This window comes from Aquimarina sp. Aq78 (assembly GCF_900299525.1).
Classification (GTDB): Bacteria; Bacteroidota; Bacteroidia; order Flavobacteriales; family Flavobacteriaceae; genus Aquimarina.
The window spans coordinates 1-20,664 of sequence record NZ_OMKA01000015.1 but is presented as its reverse complement, the minus strand read 5'-3'; the positions used below and the strand labels follow the sequence as shown (position 1 = coordinate 20,664).

Here is a 20,664-nt window from a genome sequence, read left to right as displayed (position 1 = left end):
ATCAACTTTGTTTTTAAATAAACGAGATTGCAACTAATAAATTATACTATGTTAACTTCATCACAAATAAAAGAGGAAGCAAATCGATTACATGATTCAGAAAAAAATAAAAAACAGGTAGTCGCCACAACAAATTATTTTCCTGAGATGGATATTAATGATGCCTATCAAATTCAGAAAGAGTGGGTTAATATCAAAAAGCAAGAAGGTAGAAAAGTAGTTGGATATAAAATTGGTCTTACTTCTAAAGTTATGCAGGTCGCTATGAATATTAATGAACCTGATTATGGAACACTACTAGACGATATGGTTTATGAAAATGGTTGTGAGATAAAAACTTCCGATTTTTTGGATCCAAGGATAGAGGTAGAATTAGCTTTTGTATTGAAAAAACCACTTTTCGGAGATACTCTTACAATAGAAGATGTATTGGATGCAACAGATTATGTAGTACCTGTACTAGAACTTATTGCAGCACGCACTTTCCGGGTTGATCCCAATACAAATTATAGTAGAACTGTTAAAGATACGATTTCTGATAATGCAGCTAATGCAGGGATCATTTTGGGTAATACCAAAATTAATCCTCGAGATATAGATTTAAGGTGGGTAGGTGCATTATTATACAAAAACGGAACTATCGAAGAGTCTGGTATTGCTGCAGCTGTACTTGATCACCCTGCCAAAGGTATTATATGGTTAGCAAAAAAATATGCAAAACACAATATAACGTTAGATGCAGGACAAATCATTTTGGCAGGTTCTTTTACACGTCCGGTTATCGTAAAGGCCGGAGATACTATTACTGTTGATTATAATTCACTGGGGAAAATAACTTGTAATTTTATGTAATAACATGAACATTTCTAAAAACTTATTCAAAGAAGCAGTACATAATCGTGAAACCATTTATGGTATATGGAATGGTATTGTAGATACAGTTACAGCAGAGATTTTGGCAGGTTCTGGATTTGATTGGATTGTAATTGATGGAGAACATGCTCCATTTGATTTAAGAACTATTCAGACGCAACTGCAAGTAATGGCTGCATATGATGTGCAGGTTATTGTTCGCCCACCTGTTGGGGGTTCTGTACTTATAAAACAGTTTATGGATATTGGTGTGCAAAGCTTGTTGGTTCCGATGGTCGAAAGCGCATCACAGGCAGAAGAACTTGTAAAGGCAATGCGTTACCCCCCAGAAGGCTTTAGAGGCATAGGTACAGCATTGGCAAGAGCATCAAAATGGAATAGAACTAATGATTATTTCCTGGATGCTAATAATGAAATGTGTTTGATCTGTCAGGTAGAATCTGTTGAAGGAATTAATCATTTAGAAGAAATCTTAGCAGTAAATGGGGTAGATGGAGTATTTATAGGACCAGCAGATTTAGCAGGATCAATGGGGTATTTGGGGCAACCCAACCACCCAAAAGTAAAAGAGGTAATAGTAAAAGCTATCCACCGCATTAAGGCGAAAGGAAAAACAGCAGGTTTTCTGTCTACATCAAAAGAAATTGTTAACTATTACAGTGAGCAAGGTGCTAATATGATTGGAGTTGGGATTGATACTCTTCTACTTGCAAAAACAGCAAAAGAATTAGCAGAACACTATAAACCAGAACAAAAAGATAATACGTCAAATACACGCTACTGATTTGTGAAAAGCAAAAAGATTATAGTAGTGAGAATTTGATTCGGCAATAAATATAAATGTATGAAACACGTAAGGTTTGCGTATAATGGAGGAATCCATCAGGGGATTTATGAAAATGATCTTATACTAAAAGGGACACAAGAATTTAATCCTGATGATGTTATGTTTCTTCCACCCCTTGATCCACAAGGAGTAGGTAAAGCAATTGGTGTAGCATTAGCCTATGCAGATCATGCCAAGGAACTAAAGTTAGAGATTCCAGAATATCCCATATTGTTTCACAAAATGCCCCATACGATGATTGGGCATAAATCCAATATTATTGTTCCATCGGGAATAGATTATATGCACTACGAATGTGAACTTGTGGCTGTAATAGGTCGTTCGTGCAGAAAAGTTAAAGCGGCTGATGCATTAGATTATGTTGGATATTATATGGTAGGCAATGAAATTACGGTTCGTGATTTTGTGGTTAATTATTACAGACCACCACTTAAGGCAAAAGGATTTGATACCTGGGGGCCTTGTGGTCCGTGGATGGTAGATGCCAAAGATATAGACCCTAACAATGTTTCCCTTAAAACCTGGGTGAATGGAGAACTAAGACAAGAAGGTAATACCAAAAATATTAGACATAACATTGCAGAATTGATAGAGTATATGTCAGATTTTATGACACTTAATCCCGGCGATATGATTTGGTCAGGAACTCCAGAAGGAGTATCACACATTTATCCGGGAGATACAGTAGTATGTGAAGTGTCGGGTATTGGAAAATTAGAAAATTACTTAATAGCAGAATAATGTTAGACGAGAATTTAGAATTATTACATCGGTTTTTACCTCAATTGAAAGAAAGAGGTATCAAGAATCTTATCAATGGAAAAACTGTTGAAGCGATTTCAGGAAAAACATTTGAGAATACAACACCTGTAGATGGAAGTTTTATAACTAATGTAGCAGAAAGTGATAAAGAAGATATTGATAATGCAGCTCGGGCCGCAATGGATGCTTTTACAGAATGGAAAGCAATGTCTCATAAAAGTAGACGAGATATTTTGTATGCCATAGCAGAAAAAATAGAAGAACATGCAGATGAAATTGCGATACTAGAAAGCTATGATACGGGACAACCTATCCGTTTTATGAAAAAAGCCGCGATTAGAGGTGCTGCAAACTTTAAGTATTTTGCAGATAAAGCCATTGATGCACAAAATGGGTTATCTACACCAGATACCCATCATGTAAATTATACCATGCGTCAACCCATCGGGCCAGTAGGTATTATTACCCCCTGGAATACTCCATTTATGCTAAGCACATGGAAGATAGCACCAGCTCTGGCAGCAGGTTGTACTGTCGTTCATAAACCTGCCGAATTTAGTCCCATAACAGCAGCAAGGCTCGCAGAATTAGCACATGAAGCAGGATTGCCAAAAGGAGTATGGAATGTGGTACATGGTTTTGGAGAAACAGCAGGAAAATCATTGACAGAACATGAACACATAAAGGCAGTTGCATTTATCGGAGAAACTACAACAGGTAGCCACATTATGAAACAAGGAGCACCAACGTTAAAAAGAGTGCATTTAGAATTAGGGGGACAAAATCCTATTATTGTTTTTAATGATGCTGATGTAGAGAGAGCTCTAGATGCTGCAATTTTTATGAAATACAGCCTTAATGGAGAACGATGCACATCAAGTAGTAGATTATTATTACAAAAAGATATCTATTCAGATTTTGTTGAAAAACTAAAAAAGAGAGTCGCTAATATAAAAGTAGGGCATCCATTAGATCCGATAACCGAAATTGGCCCTATGATTCATCCTACACATCAGGAAAAAGTATTGAATTATAGCAAAATAGGAAAAGAAGAAGGAGCGACTCTGGCTTTGGGTGGTGGTAAACCAGATGGGTTAGAAAAAGGATGTTATGTAGATCCAACATTATTTATAGATGCATCAAAAGGTATGCGCATTGCCCAAGAAGAAGTTTTTGGACCGTTTCTAACCGTAATTCCATTTGAAACTGAAGATGAAGCCATCGAAATAGCCAATGCCGTAAAATATGGGTTAACGGCTTATATCTGGACAAAAGATGTAGGTCGTGCACATCGTGTAGCACATAAAGTAGAAGCAGGAATGGTATGGATAAATTCGCAAAATGTAAGACACTTACCCACACCTTTTGGAGGAATTAAATATAGCGGTATAGGCAGAGATGGAGGAGAGTATAGTTTTGACTTTTATATGGAAACCAAAAATATTTCTGTAGCACTAGGAGATCATGATATCCCAAAATTGGGGATTGAATAAAATTAACATTATGGGAAGAATAGTATTAGCAGCCAAAATAACACATGTTCCAACAATGTTGTTATCCGAGAGACCAGGAAAACTATATGGTTGTAGACAACAAGCTATTGATGGGCATAAAGAAATAGCTCGTCGAGGTCGTGCTAATAAAGCAGATACTATAATTGTTTTAGATACGCATTGGCTCGTAAATGCAGGATACCATATCAATGCTGGTAGTTATTTTAAAGGCACATATACAAGTCATGAATTTCCTCAATTTATTCAAAATATGGATTATGAATATTGCGGAAATTCTGATTTAGGAAATGCCATAGCTAGAAAAGCCATGAAAAAAGGAGTACATACAGAGTCTCATAATATTGAGTCTCTTACACTTGAGTATGGCACTCTGGTTCCAATGCACTATATGAATCCTGAAAGAGATTTGAAAGTAGTATCTATTGCAGCTATGTGTACAGTTCATAGTCATGAATCTTCTCGCAAGTTAGGAGAAGCTATTGCCGAAGCAGTTAAAGAAAGTGATAATAATGTAATGTTATTGGCATCAGGTTCTCTTTCTCATAAAATGTGGGCAAATGAAGATTATGAAGCAAATAATGGAACTTTTACAATATCAAGCGAGTTTAACCGACAGATGGATCTTCATGTACTTGACTTGTGGAAAAAAGGAGAACATAAAACATTCTTGAAGCTTTTGCCAGAATATGCAGAGAGATGCTCTGGTGAAGGAAATATGCATGATACAGCGATGCTATATGGAGCTATAGGTTGGGACAAATATCAAAATAGATGTGAACAAATAGGAGAATATTTTCCGAGTTCAGGTACAGGACAGGTAAATGTGATTTTTCCTGTTTCATGAAGTGTATTAATAGTAATAAAAATAACCTAATATACTAAGGTAATGCCACATATAACATTAGAATGCTCAGATAATATAGAAGCAGATTTTAGAGCTATTTTTCAAACTCTAACCAATGAATTTGTAGCTACGGGACATATTCCTCAATTAGGAGTAAAATGTAGAGTTGTACGATCTAGTGATCATTTCATAATTGATGGCAATCCTGATTATAAAATGATAAATCTATTGATTCGTTTACGCGAAGGTCGTTCTCTCGAAGTTAGAAAAGAATTGTCTGAGATAGGTATGAAAGTGTTACAAAAATATTTTGAGAGTGAAATCAATGCGAAAGAGATTATCCTTTCTACAGAGATAAAAGAATTGATAATGGGACTAGACTTAACCAAAAATGCTGTTAGATAAATGAAATCAATACAAGAACTTTCGTTACATCCAAAGACTACATCTTTTTTTGGCGATCTGTCTAAGAAAAATTTTATAAATAATGAGTGGGTTATAGCAAATGGTGATGAGGTTGGCCAAGTGATTAATCCTGCTAATGAAGAGGTGATCGCTACCATTCCTATTTCTTCACCAGAAGATGTAAACAAAGCAGTGAGTGCAGCTAAAAAAGCTTTGTATAGCCATGAATGGCGAAAAATGCTTCCTGCAGACCGAGAGCGATTACTGTATAAATTAGGTGATTTAATTGAAGAAAATGCAGATCATATCGCAGAAGTAATCACTTTAGAAAATGGAAAACCCTTTGCAGAAGCCAGAAAATCTGAAGTATTAGGGGCAGCCAAAACGTTTAGATACTATGCTGGATGGTGTAGCAAAATCGAGGGAGAAACCTTTAATATTTCTATTCCGCAACCTCATAATAAACAAAACTTTGCTTTTACACGTAGAGAGCCTATAGGAGTAGTAGCGGCAGTTATTCCTTGGAATACCCCGTTCTCTATTGCAGCCTGGAAATTGGCACCGGCTCTGGCAGCAGGTTGTACAGTAGTATTAAAACCATCGGGAGAAACACCACTTAATTCTTTGGTATTAGCAGAACTCATAGCAGAAGCCGGTTTTCCGGCAGGTGTAGTTAATATTATATTAGGTAACGGTAGCACTACTGGAAATGCTTTAGTATCACATCCAGATATTGATAAAGTAACTTTTACGGGATCTACTGCTACTGGAAAATCTATAGGAAAAGCAGCTATCGATTCTATTACAGGAATATCATTAGAACTGGGAGGGAAATCTCCAGCAATTGTCTTTGAAGATGCAGATTTGGATTGGGCGTCCCAATGTGTATCGCAAGGTATTTTTAGAAATATGGGACAAATTTGTGTTTCAGGTTCTAGAGTATATATTCAGGAAAAGGTTTATGATAAAGTCATGACTGATATTATGCACAGCGCTCAAAAAATGAAAATCGGACATGGGTTTGAGGATAATGTGACTTTAGGACCTTTGGTGTGTAAATCACATTTAGATACAGTTATCGATTATATAAAATTAGGTAAGGAAGAGGGAGCTACCTTGATTTCGGGTGGAAAAAAAATAAAAGATAAAGGGTATTTTTTAGAACCAGCTATTTTCTCAGCTACCGATAATAACCTTAGAGTACTACAGGAAGAGATTTTTGGCCCTGTACTAGTTGGTGTACCTTTTAAAACTGTTGATGAGGCTATTAAATTAGCTAATCAGACTAATTACGGACTTTCTTCTACTGTTTTTACTAAGGATGTTTCTAAGTCTATGCGAATGGTAGACGAACTAGAAGCCGGCTGGGTATGGGTAAACTCTAATGCTCGGTCAGATCCTCATTTCCCTCTAGGCGGATTTAAACAATCGGGAATAGGAAAAGAATTAGGAAAAGAAGGGTTATATGCTTTTACAAAAACAAAAGCAGTAAATATAGTATACTAAACTATGACAAAATTAACGGGGGGACAGATCGTAGTACGATCATTGATAAAACAAGGTGTTAAAATTGTTTTTGGTTTACCAGGAGTACAAAACGATTGGTTGTACAATGCATTTTATGATTATCAGGATGAAATATCGGTAATACATACGCGCCATGAGCAAGGAGTAGGGTACATGGCATTAGGATATCACTTGGCAACTGGTGAAACGGCAGTCTATAACGTAGTTCCTGGACCAGGATTCCTTAATAGTTCGGCAGCTTTGTTAACAGCCTATGGGTTGAATGCAAAAGTATTGGCATTGGTTGGTCAAACTCCTTTAAAAACTCAAGGAAAAGGTTGGGGTGTATTACATGAGTCTAATGATCAATTGGGAATAATGAAACGCCTTACCAAATATTCGGATAAGGTGAATGATATTAAAGAAATACCACATAAAATACAGAAATCCTTTCAGGAAATGAAAACTGGAAGACCACAGCCAGTGGGATTAGAAATTTCTATGGACTTGTTAATGAGCTCTGATGAAATGGAATTTCCGGCTTTCGCGAAAGCAAAACAAGAAGAAGAAATAGATACATCTATAATTAACAAGATAACAGAAGCTTTGATTCATGCAAAAAAACCATTAATTTTTGTAGGAAGTGGAGCTATGGATGCTAGCGAAGAGATTACAGCACTGGCTAATTATATGCAAATTCCGGTATTTGCATATCGAACCGGAAAAGGTGTCGTCTCTTCTAGAAATTATCTGAGCCATCCAGTACCGGCTGCGTATGAATTATGGAAAGAAGCAGATGTGGTTGTGGGAATAGGAAGTCATGTACGTATGCCTATATTAAAATGGGGGACTGATGAACATCTGTCATTTATTAGTATTAATATAGATACTAATGATCATGATAAAATTACAACACCAGATATTGCCTTAACAGCTAATGCAGCACAAGCATCAAAAGTAATCTTAGAGGCACTTAAAAACAAAATCCCTCAAAGAGCTAGTAGAGAAAAAGAAATGCAAGCATTAAAAGTTAGTTGGAAAGAAAAAACAATGTATTTAGAACCTCAAGCTACATATTTGAGAATTATTAGAGAAGAATTACCAGATGATGGGATCTTTGTAGATGAGTTAACACAGGTTGGTTTTGCCAGCAGAATGCTATGGGAGGCTTATGCTCCCAGAACCTATTTATCTACAGGATATATGGGGACTTTAGGATGGGGATTTCCTACTGCACTTGGAGCAAAAATAGCAAAACCAGAATTACCTGTAATTACAGTTTGCGGTGACGGTGGGTTTATGTTTGCTGTACAAGAATTAGCTACAGCTGTACAGCATAAGATAGGTGTAATCATTTGCCTGTTTAATAATAATGCCTTTGGTAATGTGCAGAATATGCAGATCAATAACTATGGGGATAAAGTAATAGCCAGTGATTTGACGAATCCAGACTTTATCTCAATGGCAAAATCATACGGTGCTAATGCAGAAAAAGTAACAGATTTTGATAGTTTTAGAGAGGCAATACAAAAGGCAAAACAACAAGAATTGCCAACACTAATAGAAATAGGAGTAGGTATTGATATGCCTTCTACAGATCAATTTAAATCAATGCCTAAGCTGAGAGGTGTAAAATAATCTATAAAGATGTATACAGATGAAAATAGCTATTATATCAGATATTCATGAAAATTTCCATAATCTTATTCTTGCATTAGAGGAAATTGAAAGACAGAATTGTAAGCACATACTTTGCTTGGGAGATTTAATGAATGCTGGTATAGCAAAAGTATTGTCGTGTTCTACGATTCCTGTATTTACGATTTGGGGAAATAATGATGGCGAAAAAGTTGAAATTACTAAAGTAGCCCAGTATCAGAATAGTAATCTTAGTGTAAGCCTAAATACATATGACTTTTTAGAAATAGATAATCGCAAAATTTTTATTTCTCATTACGATGATCTTGCCATTCCAATGGCAACTTCTCGATTGTATGATGCAGTTTTTTTTGGACATACCCACATATCTTCAATTCAAAAAGAAAATGAGACATGGATTGTAAATCCAGGAGAAATTTCTGCTCATAAAACAGGAATAGCCTCTTTGGCTATTTATGATACAGATACTAACGATGTAAAAATCTTAGAACTTGAGAATAGTAAAACATTAAAAACAGAATTAGTAACTGAATTTTTTAAGAAAAATAAAGAAATATTGCAGCTTCGGTCTGAAACAGCTTTCAATATATGAAGTAAAACAAAAAGTGCTATAATAATAACACTTTAATTCATTCTGTTTCAAAAACTAATTTTTAATTTTCTAGAGCCTATACCAAAATAATCAAATGATGTATAAGAAACATATATTAGACAATATACCTTATAAAGTAGGTGCAACAAAAACTGAAAGTAAAAACAAAAATGAAGACCAAAAAATATATAAGCTTTCTTCGAATGAGAACTTTTTGGGGCCTTCGCCAAAAGTGTTAGAAGCTATACAAGAATCGTTAAATGAACTATCTGAATATCACCATAGAGATGATTCTTTGTTAAAAAAGGCGTTAGTCGATCATTATGATAATGGTATTAAAGCAGATCAGTACATAACTGCAAATAGTGGTGTAGAAATTATTGATATCATTTGTAGAGGGTTTTTGGATGCCAATAGTGAAGTAATCGTTTCTTCTCCAACATTTAAAGCATATGGTAATTTTGCGAGTATAGAAAATGCTACAGTAATTGATATTCCTTTAAAAATACCGGATTTTAGCTTAAATGTAGAAGGAATTATTGATGCGGTTAATGAGAATACACGATTGATATTTCTGACTACTCCCAATAACCCTACGGGAACTATAATTCCTAAAAAAGATGTGGATTATTTATTAGATAATATCCCAGATACTGTTATTGTAATTTATGATGAAGTATATTTTCATTTTGTAGAAGACCCGGATTTTTGTAACGCTGCATATTATATCAAAAAAAATAAAAATGTAATTGCTATTCATAGTTTTTCAAAAGCATATGGATTAGCAGGAATGCGTATTGGTTATGCATTTTCAACTCCTAAAATTGCTTCGTATCTACAGAAAATAAGTAGACCTTTTATGATTAATGTGTTAAGCACTGCCGCTGCGATTGCAGCTTTAACAGATGATGAGCATATAGAAAGCACTCAAAAATTAATTAGCGAACAAAAGAAGTGGATGTATGCACAATTTGAGAAGATGGGTATTACATACTGGAAAAGTGAAGCTAATTTTATTTTATTTCGATCTCCAATAGACGAAGAAAAAATAACAAATTCTTTTCTGAAAGCAGGTATTATGGTAAGACCATGTAGTAAGTTTGGAGTTAAAGACCATATTAGAGTAACAGTGGCAACACCGATTATAAATACTATGTTTTTCGAAGTATTAAAAGCATTGCTATAAATTTAAACAAACTGCACTATGGATTACTCATCATATATTGTTTTACCCAAAAAAGGAGAATTATATTCAATACTGGATGCAGTTGCTTTAAAAGCTAAAATTGTATGTTTTGCAGGATTACCTGGAGTAGGAAAAAGTTTATATGTACAGCAATTTGCCTACATGGCATTACAGAAGAATAGAAAGATCTCTATATTACAATGGGATGATGCCCGCCAAGGTTTTGAAACAGAAGAGGTGTTGAAGATTTATCCTGAAATCAATGGAGTTACTCATGCAGGTATTAGAAAATCTTGTGGGTTATGGTCTAGAAAAGCGGTTTATGATTGGTATCAATTACATAAAAATGATAATGAAATATTAATCCTTGAAGCTCCTTTGGTAGGGAATAGGTTGATAGAATTAGGGAAAAAGAGAGAAGATAAACTAGAGCCTATATTATCAAGTGATAATACTCAATTTATACTACCTGTGCCTTCTGATGAACTTAGAAAATTAATAATAAGTAAACGAGTAAAGACGACAGAGAATCCTAATCACGAAATGGAGAAAGCAGATGCTCAGCCTCATGTACTTATGGCATTGTATCGCGAAATATGTGAGGTAGGTAAAAAGTTGGGAATGAAGAAACAATTAAACGAAGACCTTGAGTATGATAAATCTTTTTATGAATCGCTTTATAGAAAAGTACTTCAGGCAAGACATGTAAAAACATTATTTGTGGATAAAGCTTTCGAAGTTAATTCGGTATATGATGTTCGCCAAAAGTTTTCTAAACTAACACCTTCAATAGAAGAAGTCTCTTATTTTGTATCACTGGTGCAAGAAAAATATCCAACAGATGAGCAATTAGAAATAGGAGTAAATAAATGGTACATAGTAAAATAAAGTTAGGTTAAGAAATTCTCATCTCCTTTAATTGACAATAGGAATTTGTTTAGATTCTTATAAAGGGTTCGCAAAACGAAAAACTGATCATAAAGTTCTATTTGGCATTAAATGTAATGATTATGTAGTTGTTTAAACATGTATAGATTTAGTTATTATATTTCCAGTATTTATATAGATTGTGTTCTTTTATTTTAAAAACCCTATTTTGCATCATGAGAATGAAGGGGAAATCATTCCAAATACTTGAAAAAAGATGTAAATGAGGAAAACAGAATATTATCTACTCCTATTTCTTATTGGAACACAATTAAAGGGGCAAACATTAGATAATGAAAACAAAAATTCATTTTTTATTTCGCCAGAAGTAATACTTGGAAAAACGACAGAACCTAATACTGGTTTTCCTAAAACTAAAATGCTTAAATCTATTTTTGTTAGTATAGGAAGTTACAACAAAAAGGTAGATGCACAATGGAGTTCTAGACTGGGGTATCCAAAAACTGGACTAGCATTAGGAATTACCGATTTCGGAAATATTGAAAAAGTAGGTAGAGCCTATATCGCAATGCCTTTTGTTGAAATTGGATTGTTTCAAAAAAAAACAAATAGGTGGCATCTTAATATGGGGTTTGGCGCATCCTATATTGATACAAAGTATGACCCAGAAATAAATCCTTTTAATAAGGCAGTAACAACAAGTCTTAATTGGTCGTACAAAACTTTTTTGTATTATGATGTTTTAATAGGTAAATCTACGCAATGGCGTTTAGGACTAGGATATGGCCATTATTCTAACGGACACACGAGATTACCTAATCAGGGACTTAACTCTTTTTTGATAAGTGCTTCTTCATCTTTTGGAGAACCTCAAACTATTCTTGAGGAAGATGTAACAGTGTTAAGAAAAGAACGAGTCAAATCCTCACAGAACTATTTTTCATTTCGTAGTGGCATAGGTCAAAATGTACTCTCTGAAGAATTTAATGATAAAAAAGAAGTGTATTCTGTTGCATTATCCGTAGGTAAAGTTGTTAACAAGATTTTTAAGATTGGAATCGGTTTTTATGGTAGGTTCTATGAGCACTATTATGATTATATCAAAAATGATGAAATGCTAATACAGGAGCAAGTTCCTTTTTTTAAAGAAAAACCTGTTGCATACGCAAGCAATTATGGTTTTTTTTCTAGTACAGAAGTTTTTATAGGGCATATTGGTGTAGAATTTGAACTTGGACTTAATATATATAAACCATTTTATAAAATTGAATGGCAGCTTAGCCAGGGAGAAACACGCGGGGATCAATATATTTTGGGAGAGTTGGATTGGTATTATGAAATAAAACGAACGATTTCTAGTAGGTTAGGAGTGAAATACTATTTGTTTAATACACATAACTCACCCAAAAACAATATTTTTTTTGGAGCAAATATTAATGCAAATTTAGGACAGGCTGATTTTTCTGAACTTAGTTTAGGATATGTGCACCGTTTTAATTTGAAAGAAAGAAAAAAAGAATATTCAAACTAATACGTTTTTTTGTTATTTATTTAAACCTAACAAATACCTTGCAGCAGCAAAGGGGGTCATTTTGTGTTGTTGCACGGCTTCAATTTTTGAATCTAAAGCAGCTTTAACTTTGGGATTGTTATAAAAAGAGTTTTTTAATTGTTCTTCAATAGTTTGTAATAGCCAGAACTTATTTTGTTGGATTCTGTTTTTTTCAAAAAATCCATTTTCAGAAGTAATTTTCAGGTATTTTAGGATCATTTTCCAAATGTCATCAATACCAGTACCTTCTATTGCACTACAGGTTAGTACTTCTGGAGACCAGCTGTTTTGTGTAAGAGGATATAAGTGAAGTGCTTTTCTAAATTGATTTTTGGCTTTACGGGCACGTATCAGGTTATCACCATCGGCCTTATTAATTACAAGAGCATCTGCCATTTCTATAATACCACGTTTGATACCTTGTAATTCGTCTCCTGCACCTGCCAATTTTAGTAATAAAAAGAAATCTACCATACTATGCACAGCGGTTTCACTTTGTCCTACACCTACAGTTTCAATAATGATAACATCATACCCTGCAGCTTCACAAAGGATAATAGACTCTCGTGTTTTTTGAGCTACTCCTCCCAATGAGTTTCCAGATGGAGAAGGACGTATGAAAGCCATAGAGGATCTTACTAAAGATTCCATTCGGGTCTTATCACCTAGTATACTGCCATGTGAAATTGTACTACTAGGGTCTACCGCTAAAACTGCAACTTTTTTCCCTTTTTGTAATAACAAATTACCTAAAGCTTCAATAAAGGTACTTTTGCCTACTCCAGGAACTCCTGTTATACCTATTCTTAAAGAGTTGTTGGCATAAGGAAGGCACATTTCGATAAGGTTCTGTGCTTTTTCAATATGGTTTTGCTGGGTACTTTCAATTAACGTAATTCCTTTACTTAAAGCAGCGGTGTCTTGAGCAATGATTGCTTTAAAAATAGGATCAATTACAACTTCTTTTTGCTGTAATTTTTTAAAACGATCAATTGCTTGACTACTCGTGCTAGAAGGAATATTAGTATGTTTGGTAGAATCTTTAGACACAGAATGACTTTATGGCAAAGTTATAAATTCCTTTTGGAAACTTATAATTTATAAATAGACCTTCTGTTATTTTAAGTTTATAAAGTATTATGAATCTTATATTGGTACAGACTTATCAAAACAGAATGCATTTATATTTTAATAGGAACTGCAATCGCAGTTCTATCCCATGCAAGATATAGTATGGTAAAATCATTTGCATTTTCAAAATAAATAGAAAATTGTTCTACTACATTTAATAAGGGTTGCACAGGCACTTCTACAGTGAGCACGTCGTATGAAACATCTCGTTTTGCTGTGCCATCCATATGTACTCCCCAATCATATTCTTTACTATTAAAAATTACTTTCCAGGATTTGGGATTTGGTATGGTCCATAGTGTATAGGTTCCTGCTTTAAGTACAGTGCCATCAACGAGAAGATCTTTATCTGTTGTAAATGTAGTAGCTTCATTGGCTCCTGTCCTCCATACTTCATTATATGGAACCAGATTACCAAAAATTTCTCTATCCTTTTTATATGGTCTGTTGTAAAAAACAGTGAAAGTAGCATCTTTTGCTGTGTGAGTAACGATTTCTTCGGGACTATGTTTTTTGGTACTTTGCTTCATGAAATACATTCCTGCAAATCCAATCAATACTAATCCTAATAAAATAAGTATTGCTCGTTTTAAAAGTTTTGGCATAACATTTTTTTTAATCCTAAATATACCTCTTTTACAACTTATGTCTGTGTTTAAATATTCATAAAAAAAAGAAAGCTTTAGAGGTTAATTAAATAGAAGAGTACTATTTATACCATTTATACTACAAATACGAATGGATACAGAAATCATGAGTATATATTGTTTTTTGTTAATTATTTGATATACAGTATATTGTTGGGGTGCTATGATTTTTATGCATAATTTTGCAACATAGAATATATGTTTTCGTCTATATAGATGAGTACGATTTAAAACAGTTTTAAATAATAATCACTAACCATATAAAGTTAAGAAAGTTTGTTACAAAGCGAGCTAATAGAACAATGTAGGACTAACGATCGTAGAGCGCAGATGAAACTCTATAATAAATACTGTGATGGTATGTATTATGTAGCGTTGCGTTTTCTTAAAGATCCATTTGAGGCGGAGGAAGCTATGCAAGAATCTTTCATCAAAGCTTTTATGCGACTTCATCAATTTACAGGAGATGTTACTTTTGGTGCTTGGCTTAAACGAATTGTTATAAATAAAAGCATAGATATGCTAAAAGCTAAGAAAATGAATATGGTTGCGATTAATGAACAGGTTATGACTAGTGTAGAAGAACAGAACGATTGGTCAGTGTCAGATTCTGTTACTGTAGATGAGGTGAAAAAAGCAATCGAAAAATTACCAGAAAAATATAAATATGCCGTCATGCTATTTTTGATAGAAGGGTATGATCATAATGAAATTAGTGAAGTACTTGATATTACACCGGTTTCTTCAAGAACATTGGTACATAGGGGAAAAAAGCAGCTACAGGAAGAATTAAAACATTTGAGACATGGCACAGGATATTAGAGAACTATTAAAGCAGGATAAACAGATTCCTGCTGAGCAAATAAGAAAAGGGCATCAACAAAGATTTATGTCTAGGATGGAGAATGAATTGCCTAAAAAGATCAGAAAGTTTGATTATAAATGGCTTAATATTGCTGCTAGTATTGTTGTTATCTTTTCGGTTTCTTTACTTACATATAATCAACTTGGGAGTAGTGGTGCTGAAGGACCTGATATAGTAGATTTAAATACTGCTCCTGTAAAAAATTCCTCTGTAATATTAGCAAAACAATCTTCCCCTCTGGCAGAAATATCTCCCGAGTATCAAGAAGTAGAAAATAGTATACTTACCAGTATAAAATTTCAATTATCACAGATTACAATCGATGATACTAATAGAGAATTGGTAGAAAGTTTTATGACCAGATTGGATAATCTCGATAAAGAATACCAAAAACTTAATAAAGAATTAATAGAGGTTGGACCGAATGTTCAAAGTGTAGAGGCTATGATGGAGAATTTAACAATAAGGTTATCTCTTTTAAATAGACTAAAAGACAAACTAAAAGAATTAGAGCGAATTGAAAACGAAAATTACAATGAAGTACAGGCTTAATGTAGCGACTCTTGGTTTATTGTGCTGTGCGAGCTTATTTGCACAAGACAGACAAGATAAATTAAATGAAAAGCTCGCAGTAAATAAAGATGTTACTGTCGTTCTTAATACGAGTCATACTAATATTGTTTTTGAAACCTGGAATAAAAATACAATCGAGGTGGAAGCTTACTTAGAAGGTAATCTTTCTGACGAAAACAGCAAACACATCCTCGATAGTTGGCAGGTAGATGTATTAGGAGATAGCCAGAAAGTAACTATTAATTCTACTGCAGGAAATTTATGGAGTAGAAAAGTGACTGCTTCCAGTATTACAATGGACAGAAAGAGCTTGCAGGAATTAAGGATGTTAAGCCCTATGATTACTGATATGTTGGGACCTCTTATGGAAAACATAGCTAAAAACCCTATGCCAAGTACTCTTTCTCAAAATCAAGCTAACGTTAATTATAATAATGGAACCCATAAAGAAAATGATGAAAAATATATTAAGCAATGGGAGAGCCAGATACGTGAAAAATTTATTGATGAACAAAAGCAAAAATGGGCTAAACAATTTGAAGCTGACCCTAAAAACAAGATAAAATTAGAAACCTGGGGAGCGCAATATGAAAAACAAATGGATGCATGGGCATCACAATTAATACAAGATATTGGTAAGCAGCAAACCGGAACGGCTAATGTTACAGTCTATAGGTATAGCACTAGTAGAGTTAATACTAATAGCACAAGTAAAATTATTAAGGTACGTATCCCTAAAGATGCCAAATTAAGACTTAATATTCGCCATGGAGATGTACAATTGGCAGAGAAATCCAATAATATTAAAGCTTCTCTGTCCCATACTAAGCTTTCTGCTAATATTATAGATGGTAAACAAACATTTATTAAAGCTTCTTATTCTCCTGTTTTTGTAAGACAATGGAACAATGGTAGATTAATGATTAATTATGTGAAGAATTGTAGAATACAAAATGCTAAAAACCTTCTTGTTAATGCTGATTCTAGTAATGTTTTTATCCAGCAACTTGATGAAAATGGAGCAATCTCTGGAAGTTTTGGAGTAATTAATATAGCTAATCTCGGAGAATCTTTTTCTACTCTGGATCTGGCAGTTCAAAACAGTGACTTTAAATTAAATTTACCCGAAACAGCATTTAATTTATCGTACAGTGGGGCGCAAAGTATAATTTCTTTGCCTAAAACTTTGGAAATAAATACAAGAAAGAATTTTGGTAATGTGTTTGTTAATGGATTCCAAAATACTCGTAGTACAGACAAAATAATTACAATTAATGCTAAGTATAGCAAAGTTGTATTAAATAATAAATAAAGTTTTTTCATAGTAATGTAGTGTTAATTATAGAAAAGCTCTATCGGTTTAGACTGATAGGGCTTTTTTAGTAGTATAATCCTAGAGCTTAATTTAAACACATTCAGATCTTTACCCTAAAAGAGAGGTGAATTTCAAAATAATACTACTAAGAAATTGGTTAGATTTTTGAATTCATTTTAGATCAACATTAACTTAACATACCATATTTTCTTTCTACTTGATTAGGGCAAAAGCGTAAGTATATTACAGAATAAGTCTTTTAATCTGTTAATTTTTGCCCTTTATCTGATTTTTTAACAATACTCAAAAAATAAAACACTGATAATCAGTTTATTAACGTTTATTAAAGGTTAATTTAACATTTTTTGTGTCATTTATCGAATATCGAAAACATTTGATCTAAAAGTCTGGTTTTTAATTTGTTTAACTATAATTAAGTAATATCATTGTATGGTAAAACCGTAATAAAATAATAACAACCCCCACTATAAAGTTTATAAAGATGAAATCAATAGCGTGTTTTTTTAGCTTATTTTTATTCTTGAGTAGTTATGCAAATGACTTGGACCAAATTCTAGAAGTAGAAATGGAAGGCCTTGTTGTGGTAGTTGTAGATTTTCAGGAAGGGGATAAGATTAAATTATTCGAAGTAGAAAGTGGAGATCATGTTTTATCAAAAACTCATGGAGAGATTGACCTTAGTCAATTACCTATGGGAGCTTACCTATTAGAAAATAGTGAAGGAGAGTCTGTTGTTATAGAACGTTTAGAAGAAGCTATTAATATTACAGGAGCAATAGAGAATGTAGAGACAGATTTTGTTTTAGAAAATGATAGCAAAAGAGCATATGTACCTGCAGAGATTGATGTAGAGCAAGAATTTATTCACTACTATGAAAATGCAGAGACAAATCTTTTAGAAATAACTAGAGATGGAGATTTTGTAACTGTGGTTGGTTTTGAAGAAGGAGACAAAATCAAATTATTTGAAGTAAAAAATACAGTACATATTTTATCAAAAACAACAAATTTTGTAGACCTTAGTCAATTACCTGTTGGGGTTTATGTTTTGGAGAACAATAAAGGAGAATCTGTTGTTGTTGAAAAATTTGTAAATAACGATGATCTTGTAGCAGATATGTAATAAAATTTTTTAATACCATATAAAGCCTTCCAAACTTGGAAGGCTTTTTTTATGCAGTTTATTTAATGGATGTGAAATCCTGGAATTGCTATGGAGAGGTTTAAGAAGTTCTTATAGTGTTTTATTAAACCTGTTAAGATTGGAGATTATATACCTTTGATGTTAATAGATAACGTGCTTAAATTTGATTATGACTTCTTTGAATTCAGGATAAGATTCTTATATCAAATCTTTTATGATCTATAGAGTGAATAAAAACAGTATAAAAAAATATCCTGATGTTGACCATCAGGATATTTTTTTGTTAAGTAATACTTTTGTTTATTTGTCCAGATTCTTCGTCATAGTAAAGCCAGTAAATAAACCAACTCCAGCCATTAAGAAGATTGTACCTGGATACGCAATATCTTCATCTACACCTATAGATAAATGTAGGATACCAGCTATAAAAATTCCGATTCCAATACCCATTAGTAATAAAGATAAATTTAGAATAAGTACTTTCCATACAGGAGTGACTCTTTTTTCTTTACTGCTATAAAATATAGAAGCATCTGCTCCTTTTTCTATAAGAGCCATACGTTCTTTATTTCTAGCCGAAATAAATAAATAAATAATTCCAAAAAATACTCCTAAGATTGCGGGCATTATAATTACTTCTGATCCCATCATGTTTTTAGTTTAAAAGATTAATACTGTTCGTTTTCTAATTAAGACGAAGAGTAATTCGAAGTGGTTACAAAAAAGGTAAAAAAAATATTTTGTACTTTTTAATAGAAATTATGTAACCGATGATTATAAAGTGTCGTCCTATGAGAAAATGAACCATCAATCAGATCAATATTATATTAATCAAGTGCTAGAAGGGCAGGTAAATGCTTTTTCGGTTCTGGTAGAGCGTTACCAGGGTTTAGTGTATACGGTAGTGTATCGTATGATTAAGAATAAGGAACAGGCAGAAGAAGTAGCTCAGGATTCTTTTATAAAGGCATATAAATCCTTAAGTAATTATAGGGGTGATGCTAAGTTTTCTACCTGGTTATACACTATTGCGTATAGAAAAAGTTTGGATGCAATCAAAGCAAGTAAAAGAATGATAACTTCTGAACTTATAGAAGAGGTAAGTGAAGGAGAAATGGAACTGGTTGGTGATGCATTGAACTATTTGCAGGTAAAAGAAAGAAAAAAAATTATATCAGATAGTATAATGAGACTTCCTGAAGACGAAGCCGCTATTATTACGCTATATTATTTTGAGGAAAAAAGTGTAAAAGAGATTGTAGAAATTGTAAATTTAACAGCAGATAATGTGAAAATAAAATTATATCGTAGTAGAAAAAAACTATATTCGATATTAAAGCATCACATTTCTCCAGAAATTAGTAGTAAAAATGGAAGAGCAATATAAAGACATTAAACATTTAGTCAAAGAAGCCGGATTAGAGACTCCTTCAGTAAATTTTTTGAAGAATGTTATGGAGCAGGTTGAGCTTTCAACTGTTGAGGTGTCATCGGCATACAAACCTTTGATTTCTAAGAAAGTTTGGTTTGTTATTGCAGTAGTTACTGCTGTATTGCTATGTACCATACCGTTTTTATCAGATAGTAAAGAATCGATTTTAAGTTCTATTGATTTTTCTTTTTTAAATAAGATAAGTATCAAAAATCCATTTTCTGGCTTCACATTTCATAAAACTACGATATATGGTATTTTATTTCTTGCCCTTCTGTTTCTTATACAAATAACTATTTTAAAACGGAGAATTGATAGACGATTTTCTTTATAATTGTTTAGTAAATTTTGGCTCTCGAAAAATAAAAATTTAAAAGACACAAAAAAACTACCTAAACAATGAATTAAAGTAGGGGATACTCTATATACATTTTTTAGGTAGTCTATAAAACCAACTAAGTTTATTGGATTATTTTTTTACAATCGTGTGTATTTCTGAAGCTCCTTTTGATGTTATTTTCACGAAATAATTTCCTTTTTCGGTTATTGCTCCTCCAAAAGGAAGTACTCCAGGATTTCTGTCATAGTTTTTATGGTAAATACGTCTTCCTAAAAGATCGTATACACTCATAGTAAACCTTTCTTTACCTAATTTTGTCAGGTCAATATTTGTAGTCTCAGTAAATGAATTAGGGTATACCTTAACCAAATTCTCTGCTTTTTCTGGACCTGCTGCCGCTGGCCTTTTGGTTAATAATCCCTGACCTGCATTAGTGTTATAGGCATAATCCAATATAGTATACGATAATCCATCATTTGCTACAGTAGCATAAAACCATCCATAATGTGTATTGCCACTAATTTTAAAAGTAAATCCTATGTAGCCTGATTTACCATTCCAATTCGTA

At 33.2% G+C, this 20,664-nt stretch carries 22 protein-coding genes; 18 read left to right on the top strand and 4 right to left on the bottom strand.

Features of this window, described 5'->3' with window-relative positions:
* Positions 1-48 precede the first annotated feature (48 nt).
* From hpaH to DG435_RS09825, 12 genes are all read left to right on the top strand, one after another.
* Positions 49-852 (top strand): 2-oxo-hept-4-ene-1,7-dioate hydratase, encoded by an 804-nt coding sequence (hpaH, locus tag DG435_RS09880; RefSeq protein WP_106792367.1) that lies wholly within the window; start codon positions 49-51, stop codon positions 850-852.
* 4 nt (positions 853-856) lie between these two features.
* Positions 857-1,657 carry an aldolase/citrate lyase family protein gene (locus DG435_RS09875; RefSeq protein WP_106792368.1) on the top strand — a complete coding sequence of 267 codons (801 nt, stop codon included), beginning with the start codon at positions 857-859 and terminating at the stop codon, positions 1,655-1,657.
* Between the two features lie 60 nt (positions 1,658-1,717).
* Positions 1,718-2,461 carry a fumarylacetoacetate hydrolase family protein gene (locus tag DG435_RS09870; RefSeq protein WP_106792369.1) on the top strand — a complete coding sequence of 248 codons (744 nt, stop codon included), beginning with the start codon at positions 1,718-1,720 and terminating at the stop codon, positions 2,459-2,461.
* Positions 2,461-3,975, top strand: a complete 1,515-nt coding sequence (hpaE, locus tag DG435_RS09865) for a 5-carboxymethyl-2-hydroxymuconate semialdehyde dehydrogenase (protein WP_106792370.1) — start codon at positions 2,461-2,463, stop codon at positions 3,973-3,975. The genes DG435_RS09870 and hpaE overlap by 1 nt, the downstream gene beginning before the upstream one ends.
* 10 nt (positions 3,976-3,985) lie before the next feature.
* Entirely contained in the window at positions 3,986-4,840 is an 855-nt protein-coding gene (gene hpaD, locus DG435_RS09860; protein ID WP_106792384.1) for a 3,4-dihydroxyphenylacetate 2,3-dioxygenase, read from the top strand.
* Between the two features lie 42 nt (positions 4,841-4,882).
* Entirely contained in the window at positions 4,883-5,245 is a 363-nt protein-coding gene (locus DG435_RS09855; RefSeq protein WP_106792371.1) for a 5-carboxymethyl-2-hydroxymuconate Delta-isomerase, read from the top strand.
* Positions 5,246-6,751, top strand: coding sequence for an aldehyde dehydrogenase (locus DG435_RS09850; protein WP_106792372.1), 1,506 nt, complete (start codon positions 5,246-5,248; stop codon positions 6,749-6,751). It abuts the gene before it with no gap.
* Between the two features lie 3 nt (positions 6,752-6,754).
* Positions 6,755-8,389 (top strand): thiamine pyrophosphate-dependent enzyme, encoded by a 1,635-nt coding sequence (locus DG435_RS09845; RefSeq protein ID WP_106792373.1) that lies wholly within the window; start codon positions 6,755-6,757, stop codon positions 8,387-8,389.
* Between the two features lie 19 nt (positions 8,390-8,408).
* Positions 8,409-9,002: a metallophosphoesterase gene (locus DG435_RS09840; protein WP_106792374.1), complete on the top strand. Its 594-nt coding sequence runs from the start codon at positions 8,409-8,411 to the stop codon at positions 9,000-9,002.
* Between the two features lie 94 nt (positions 9,003-9,096).
* Positions 9,097-10,188: a histidinol-phosphate transaminase gene (gene hisC / locus DG435_RS09835; protein ID WP_106792375.1), complete on the top strand. Its 1,092-nt coding sequence runs from the start codon at positions 9,097-9,099 to the stop codon at positions 10,186-10,188.
* 18 nt (positions 10,189-10,206) lie between these two features.
* Positions 10,207-11,076, top strand: coding sequence for a hypothetical protein (locus DG435_RS09830; RefSeq protein ID WP_106792376.1), 870 nt, complete (start codon positions 10,207-10,209; stop codon positions 11,074-11,076).
* A 262-nt stretch (positions 11,077-11,338) separates the two neighbouring features.
* Entirely contained in the window at positions 11,339-12,607 is a 1,269-nt protein-coding gene (locus DG435_RS09825) for an acyloxyacyl hydrolase (RefSeq protein WP_106792377.1), read from the top strand.
* A gap of 12 nt (positions 12,608-12,619) precedes the next feature.
* On the opposite strand, the gene meaB is transcribed toward DG435_RS09825, so the two are convergent.
* Both meaB and DG435_RS09815 read right to left on the bottom strand, forming a co-directional pair.
* On the bottom strand, positions 12,620-13,678 hold the full coding sequence (meaB, locus tag DG435_RS09820) for a methylmalonyl Co-A mutase-associated GTPase MeaB (protein ID WP_108840598.1): 1,059 nt from the start codon (positions 13,676-13,678) through the stop codon (positions 12,620-12,622).
* 131 nt (positions 13,679-13,809) lie between these two features.
* Positions 13,810-14,364 carry a DUF2911 domain-containing protein gene (locus DG435_RS09815; RefSeq protein ID WP_024772183.1) on the bottom strand — a complete coding sequence of 185 codons (555 nt, stop codon included), beginning with the start codon at positions 14,362-14,364 and terminating at the stop codon, positions 13,810-13,812.
* A 372-nt stretch (positions 14,365-14,736) separates the two neighbouring features.
* Here DG435_RS09815 and DG435_RS09810 point away from each other — a divergent pair, with 372 nt between their 5' ends.
* The 4 genes from DG435_RS09810 (at position 14,737) to DG435_RS09795 (ending at position 18,303) form a co-directional block, all read left to right on the top strand.
* Positions 14,737-15,228 (top strand): RNA polymerase sigma factor, encoded by a 492-nt coding sequence (locus tag DG435_RS09810; RefSeq protein ID WP_106795106.1) that lies wholly within the window; start codon positions 14,737-14,739, stop codon positions 15,226-15,228.
* The gene (locus DG435_RS09805; protein WP_106795101.1) at positions 15,212-15,823 is read left to right on the top strand and encodes a hypothetical protein; all 612 of its coding nucleotides are present in this window, start codon (positions 15,212-15,214) and stop codon (positions 15,821-15,823) included. Before DG435_RS09810 ends, DG435_RS09805 begins: the two co-directional genes overlap by 17 nt.
* Complete coding sequence (locus tag DG435_RS09800; RefSeq protein ID WP_106795102.1) at positions 15,807-17,156, top strand: hypothetical protein; 1,350 nt, start codon at positions 15,807-15,809, stop codon at positions 17,154-17,156. The genes DG435_RS09805 and DG435_RS09800 overlap by 17 nt, the downstream gene beginning before the upstream one ends.
* Before the next feature lie 505 nt (positions 17,157-17,661).
* A complete protein-coding gene (locus tag DG435_RS09795; RefSeq protein ID WP_159025812.1) occupies positions 17,662-18,303 on the top strand; it encodes a hypothetical protein in 642 nt (213 codons plus the stop codon).
* Between the two features lie 321 nt (positions 18,304-18,624).
* Here the strand turns inward: DG435_RS09795 and DG435_RS09790 are convergent, their stop codons facing one another.
* Positions 18,625-18,972: a DUF6249 domain-containing protein gene (locus DG435_RS09790; RefSeq protein ID WP_024772188.1), complete on the bottom strand. Its 348-nt coding sequence runs from the start codon at positions 18,970-18,972 to the stop codon at positions 18,625-18,627.
* A 151-nt stretch (positions 18,973-19,123) separates the two neighbouring features.
* Between DG435_RS09790 and DG435_RS09785 the strand changes: the two genes are divergently transcribed.
* Together DG435_RS09785 and DG435_RS09780 are read left to right on the top strand one after the other, a co-directional pair.
* Entirely contained in the window at positions 19,124-19,711 is a 588-nt protein-coding gene (locus DG435_RS09785; RefSeq protein WP_106795104.1) for an RNA polymerase sigma factor, read from the top strand.
* Entirely contained in the window at positions 19,695-20,090 is a 396-nt protein-coding gene (locus tag DG435_RS09780) for a hypothetical protein (protein ID WP_106795105.1), read from the top strand. Before DG435_RS09785 ends, DG435_RS09780 begins: the two co-directional genes overlap by 17 nt.
* Before the next feature lie 135 nt (positions 20,091-20,225).
* On the opposite strand, the gene DG435_RS09775 is transcribed toward DG435_RS09780, so the two are convergent.
* On the bottom strand, positions 20,226-20,664 hold a 439-nt coding region (locus DG435_RS09775; RefSeq protein WP_159098258.1), incomplete at its 5' end, for a T9SS type A sorting domain-containing protein.